This is a genomic window from Kribbella sp. NPDC026596 (assembly GCF_040638415.1).
Lineage (GTDB): Bacteria > Actinomycetota > Actinomycetes > Propionibacteriales > Kribbellaceae > Kribbella.
On record NZ_JBEZYF010000145.1, the window covers coordinates 1 to 5,100 of the forward strand.

At 67.2% G+C, this 5,100-nt stretch carries 4 protein-coding genes; 1 reads left to right on the top strand and 3 read right to left on the bottom strand.

Annotated elements, in window-relative coordinates; all coding sequences use genetic code 11:
- Positions 1-196 precede the first annotated feature (196 nt).
- The 3 genes from AB0E63_RS46180 to AB0E63_RS46190 all read right to left on the bottom strand — a co-directional run bounded on the left by AB0E63_RS46180 (position 197) and on the right by AB0E63_RS46190 (position 4,050).
- A complete protein-coding gene (locus AB0E63_RS46180; protein ID WP_360381202.1) occupies positions 197-1,348 on the bottom strand; it encodes a glycoside hydrolase family 76 protein in 1,152 nt (383 codons plus the stop codon).
- A 78-nt stretch (positions 1,349-1,426) separates the two neighbouring features.
- The gene (locus AB0E63_RS46185) at positions 1,427-2,650 is read right to left on the bottom strand and encodes a SpoIID/LytB domain-containing protein (RefSeq protein ID WP_360381204.1); all 1,224 of its coding nucleotides are present in this window, start codon (positions 2,648-2,650) and stop codon (positions 1,427-1,429) included.
- Complete coding sequence (locus AB0E63_RS46190; RefSeq protein WP_360381207.1) at positions 2,647-4,050, bottom strand: peptidoglycan recognition protein; 1,404 nt, start codon at positions 4,048-4,050, stop codon at positions 2,647-2,649. Before AB0E63_RS46190 ends, AB0E63_RS46185 begins: the two co-directional genes overlap by 4 nt.
- A 162-nt stretch (positions 4,051-4,212) precedes the next feature.
- On the opposite strand from AB0E63_RS46190, the gene AB0E63_RS46195 reads away from it, so the two are divergent.
- Complete coding sequence (locus AB0E63_RS46195) at positions 4,213-5,052, top strand: hypothetical protein (protein ID WP_360381210.1); 840 nt, start codon at positions 4,213-4,215, stop codon at positions 5,050-5,052.
- The last annotated feature ends 48 nt before the right edge of the window (positions 5,053-5,100 follow it).

Consider the following 5,100-nt stretch of genomic DNA (forward strand, 5'->3'; position numbering starts at 1 on the left):
AATTAGTGCCTTGACGGCACACTAACCAAGCCGATCACCGCAGGTCAGCGCGACCTGGTCCCCAAAAACCTGTCCAGGTGACCCAAGTCAGGTTAAAAGCAGGTAGGCATCCGAGCCTGTTCTCCTCCTCCCGCCTGTCCCCGGAGGGTGAGCAGTCCTTGCTCCTGCTCGCCCCCTTAGGGGCGGGCGGGGCTGGTCAGGCGAGGAGGCCGTACTTTGAGCGGGGCCAGGCTAGTAGGGCGTGGATTTGGGTTATTCCTGATTGTTGGAGGAGTTCTACCGAGCCTGCTTTGAAGTTGTAGAGGTTGGTGGCTGGGTCGCGGGTGGTGTTCCAGTTGTAGTCGGCGTAGGCCTGCATGGCCTTTCGGTAGCGGGGGTCGGGCGCCACCGAGTCGAGGATCAGCAGGTTCTTGAACCAGATCGAGTTGAAGGCCGCGCCCTGCTTGGCCAGCATCTCCTGGGTGCTGTAGAAGGCCAGCGAAGCCTTCGCGACGGATTTGGCGTCGTTCAGGTACTGGCGCCGGCCCGTTGCCTTGTACAACAACACCCCGGCGCCGAGCATGACGCCCTGGTTGTAGCTCCACTGGGTCTTCTCGACGTTGCCGGCCAGGTCGATGTGGTCCCAGTACAACCCGTTCGGGGCCAGCATGCAGTCCTGAGCCCACTTGTACATCCGCTGCGCCTCGGTCAGGTACGACTGGTCCCGCGTCAGCAGGTACAGGTGCGCACCGAGCTCGGCACCCGGGCCGTTCGATACCGTGTTGCGGTCCTGGCTCCAGGGCGCCTGGGTCCAGTAGACCCCGCCCGCGCACGGATGCGACGGATCGGTGTCCCAGCCGTGCACGACCAGCGTGAAGATCTCCTTGGCCCGAGCCAGTGCAGCGCGGTCACCAGTCCGCTTGTACCGCTGGATCAGGTTCAGCCCGATCCACTCGTTGTCGTCGTAGAACTTGTCCCCACCCTGACCCAGCGGCGGCCGGACATACGAGTCGTACCCCTTCGGCGTCGTACCGGCGTTCCAGTACGGCTCGTACGCCGCGAGCCGCCGGTCGGCCTCCTCCGACGCCTTCCGGCCGGCGCCCGGCACACCGGCCAGGTTCTCCGCCGCGATGGCAGCCTGCGAGTACGGCCAGACGTACGAGTACGGGTTGGTCTGCGTGTTCGGGTACTCCTCGAGCAGCAGGCCCTGGCCCGCGTCGAAGTACTTGTTGATTGCGTCGTACGACGCCTGCGCACGAGCCGCCGGATTCGTCCCGGCGTCAGCCGCGGACATGTTCAGCGAGCCGAGGACGGCGACCGCGAGCACACCGGCCACGATCCGGGTTGATATACCAATTTTCCTGCGCATCGATCCTGTTCCTCCTGGGCGGTGGCGATTGACATCGATGTCACGTTCTAACCGGCTCAGGGATGCGCCGTCAATGGCTCAGCGACCAGCGTCCTCGGCCAGGTCAGTTGGCATATCAAGAGGACCGACCGGGAACGCGATCCAGCCGGACCGCAGATGCAGCCGGATCCGGACCTGATCGGCGGTCAGCACCCGCCGTCCCTTCGACCCGACCGCCTCGACAGTGAGCGCCCGGCCGCCGGACGGGCCGATACCGGTCCGCTTCAGCACCCGCAGGCTCCGGATCGACCCGACGTCGAACGCCGCCTGCACCTCCGCCGCCGTCCGCGTCACGGTCCAGCTCACGTTCGGGTTCCCGTTGCCCGGATACGCGTCCCAGGCGTCCGCCTTCATCACCTGGTACGGCACCTCACCCACCGCGGTCGCGCCACCGTTCGACGAGGAGAACTCGGCCATGATCGGCTTGCCTTTGTAGAGCCGCACCTGCCCCGCGGTCGCCGCGATCGCCGTGTTCGTCGACGCCTTCTCCGAGTCATAGCCGCCGTACACCTGGCACGACGTGGTGTCACACAGGTCGTACGCCTTCCGCGCGGCCCGGCTCCGGTGGAACACGGAATAGGTGCGCGCGGCAACGGCTTGCGCCTGCAGGGCCGCCGGACGCCAACTGGACAAGGCTTCCCGGGGTACGACGCTACGCAGGTAGTACTCGAGCGACACGACGTTCACCGTGTCCAAATGCCGGCCCGACATGTCGATGGCCCGGAGCTCGCCGCGATACCGGCGGACCGCTCCGCTCGGCAGCACCAGCCCGATCACCGCGGCGCCCTCGAACTGCGTCATGCCGGTGAACGTCTTCCACAGTGTCCACTTCCGGGTCTTCGCGTCGAAAGAGCTGACCTTCGTGCCGTGGTCGCCGTACGGGTCGATCGACCACTGGTTCCGGGTCGAGGCCTTGGGCAGCGTGTACACCTTGCCGGCGGCCAGGTCGCGGACGCGAAGATGGTTGACCGTTCCGACCCGGACGCCGTCGGTGGTGTCCGCGCTGATCCGGACCCGGATGCTCCCGGTCGCCTTGCCCGTGGTCGTTCCCGGGTAGTAGAAGTCGAGGATCTGCTTGACCGACTTCCCGGCGATGGCCGCACCCTGAGCGCCGTACTGCGACATGCCGCGACCGTGCCCGAAGCCGCGGCCGGCGATCGTGGTGTCGGGAACGGCGGCCTTCGGCTCGACCGGGCTTGCCAGCGCAGTTGCGCTGATCAGAGTGGAGGACAGGACGACGATGGCGATCGCACGCTTCTTCATGACGTTCTCCCGTACCGCGGGTAGACCTTGCCTGTGTGCTGGTCGTAGACGAGCCAGCCGCGCTGGAACTTCTGCCGCAAGCCGCCCTTGACCTTGTAGTGCTCGGTGACCGGCAGGCCGAGTCGCGCGTCACCGGCACCGAGCCGCCGATAGCGGGACCGGAACACGCCAATGGTCGAATGGGTGCCGCTGGCAACGGAGTAGAAGACGTCGCGGGTGCCGAAGTACGTCGCCCAGCCGTGCTTCGTCCGATGCTCACCCCAGAACGGCTGCCCGACGTACCGGAAGCCGATCTTCTTGGCGAATCGGTAGATCGGGGTCGAGACACTGCCGCCGATCAGCGTGTTGACTCGTTGCTTCAGCCAACCGAGTTTCTTGTACAGCTCGGTGCCCGGACACGCCGTTGGCTTGGTGTCACGGTGTCCGGAGACCGTGTGCAGACGGCTGCCGTCGAGCACGATCGTTGCCAACGGCGACCGATAGTTCGCGTCCAGCTTCCAGGCGATCACGCGGGCCGTCATCTCGAGCATCGCCTGCGGTGGTGTGGCTTTCTCGAAGTTGCCAATCACTGCGACGCCGAACGAGTTCGCGTTGTACGAGGCGGTGTGCGCACCGAGCACGGGCAGCTGCGCACCGCCGTACCGGCCCTCGAACGCGCGGCCGAAGCGATCGACGAGGAAGTTGTAGCCGAGGTCGCACCACCCGCGGCTCTTCACGTGGTACGCGTACATCGCGCGCACCATCGCCGGGACCTGTGCTCGCGTGTAGTCGTTGCGATCGGCGGTGTGGTGGACGAACGCGGCCAGCACGGTGGTCGAGTACTTCGGTCGCACGCAGGCCGCTCCGTTGTGACTGCGCAACCGCTCGTCAGCGCCCCACCGCTTCCGGCTCACCATCACCGGCATCGGGTACGGCGCTCTGGTCGCATCGGGCTCGATGACACCGGACGCCTGCGGTTCGTCGGCGTCGGTGGCCAGTACGCCGGGCTGGATCAGGATCACCTTGGCGTCACTGACCGTAGTACCGCTGCTCGTCACGGCGCTGGCCTGGACGCCGGTCGCGTCGCCGACCCACAGCGGGTCGGTGCCGGCCCGCTCAACTCCTTCGGGCGCCGATGGATCGGGCCCGTGGTCGTCCTCGACGTGCAGCGGCTCCCAGTCGGTCCACTGCCCGTCGCGCTGCACGCGGACCTTGGCCTGCACGGCGCCGGAATCTTCAGGCCAGGTGCTCTGTAACCAGGTGATGGCGACCATCGCGAATGGTTTGGTCTCCGCCTGTACCGACTGCCCGTCGAGTGCGATCTCTTGGTACGACGAATCTGACTGTGGAGCCGGGGTGGTGGGCAGGACCAGGGCGAGGCCCGTCGCCGCGAGAGTCAGGAGTCGGGAGGTCTTGGCCATGCAACAGCCTTCCGGCGGGGATACGACGGTCGCTGGGCGGCGCTCATCGATTATGCGCGCTGGGTGACCGCTTTCCCGGCATTGCGTCACCCTGCGTGGCGAGACCTCGCTTGCGGGATTGGATAGGCTCTGCGTAAAGCCCCTAGTTTGAAGAGGCCCGACATGGACTTCATCCTGATCATCGCAGTCGTGGTGATCGCGGTTCTGGCATATCGCTCGTACCGTCGGACCCAACTGCAGAACAAGAAGCGGCACGAGATCACCGCCGGTGAGCTCGAGTCGGTCAAGCGCACCGCCGACGAGGACATCACCCGGTTCGGCGAGGAGCTGCAAGACCTCGATCTGGAGATGGTCGGCAAGGACCTCGGCGACGGCGCCCGGCAGGACTACCAGCGCGCGCTGGACTCCTACGAGTCGGCCAAGCAAGCGGTCGGCCAGGTCACCGAGGCAGACCAGATCAAGCACGTGATCGAGATCCTCGAGGACGGCCGGTACGCCGCCGCGTGTGTGCGCGCCCGGGTCGCCGGTGAGCCGCTGCCGCAGCGCCGCCCGTCCTGCTTCTTCAACCCGCAGCACGGCCCGTCGGTCGAGGACGTCCTGTGGGCACCGCCCGGCGGCGCACAGCGCGAGGTTCCGGCCTGTGCGGCCGACGCCGAGCGGGTGAAGGCCGGCGCCGATCCGGACGTCCGCAAGGTCATGGTCGGCCCGCAGCGGGTGCCGTACTGGGAGGCCGGCCCGGCCTACTCGCCGTACGCGCAGGGCATGTTCGGCGGCATCGGTGGAATCGCGACCGGTCTGTTCCTGGGTACGGCGCTCGGCGGCATGTTCGCCGGTGGCGGCTACGGCGACTACGCGGCCGGCTACGACGCCGGCATGGCCGACGGCAGCGACGGCGGTGATGGCGGCGGCGACGGTGGCGACTTCAACATGGGTGACAGCGGCGGCGGCGACTCCGGCGGCTGGGACTTCGGAGGCGGCGACTTCGGCGGCGGCGACTTCTAGCCCGACCAACCCAGAGCCCCGGCCGCCCCCACCGGAGCCGGCGCGCTG

Coding starts and splice junctions, on each gene's coding strand:
- AB0E63_RS46190 (WP_360381207.1), bottom strand. CDS start 4,050: ATGGCCAAGACCTCCCGACTCCTGACTCTCGCGGCGACGGGCCTCGCC.
- AB0E63_RS46185 (WP_360381204.1), bottom strand. CDS start 2,650: ATGAAGAAGCGTGCGATCGCCATCGTCGTCCTGTCCTCCACTCTGATC.
- AB0E63_RS46180 (WP_360381202.1), bottom strand. CDS start 1,348: ATGCGCAGGAAAATTGGTATATCAACCCGGATCGTGGCCGGTGTGCTC.
- AB0E63_RS46195 (WP_360381210.1), top strand. CDS start 4,213: ATGGACTTCATCCTGATCATCGCAGTCGTGGTGATCGCGGTTCTGGCA.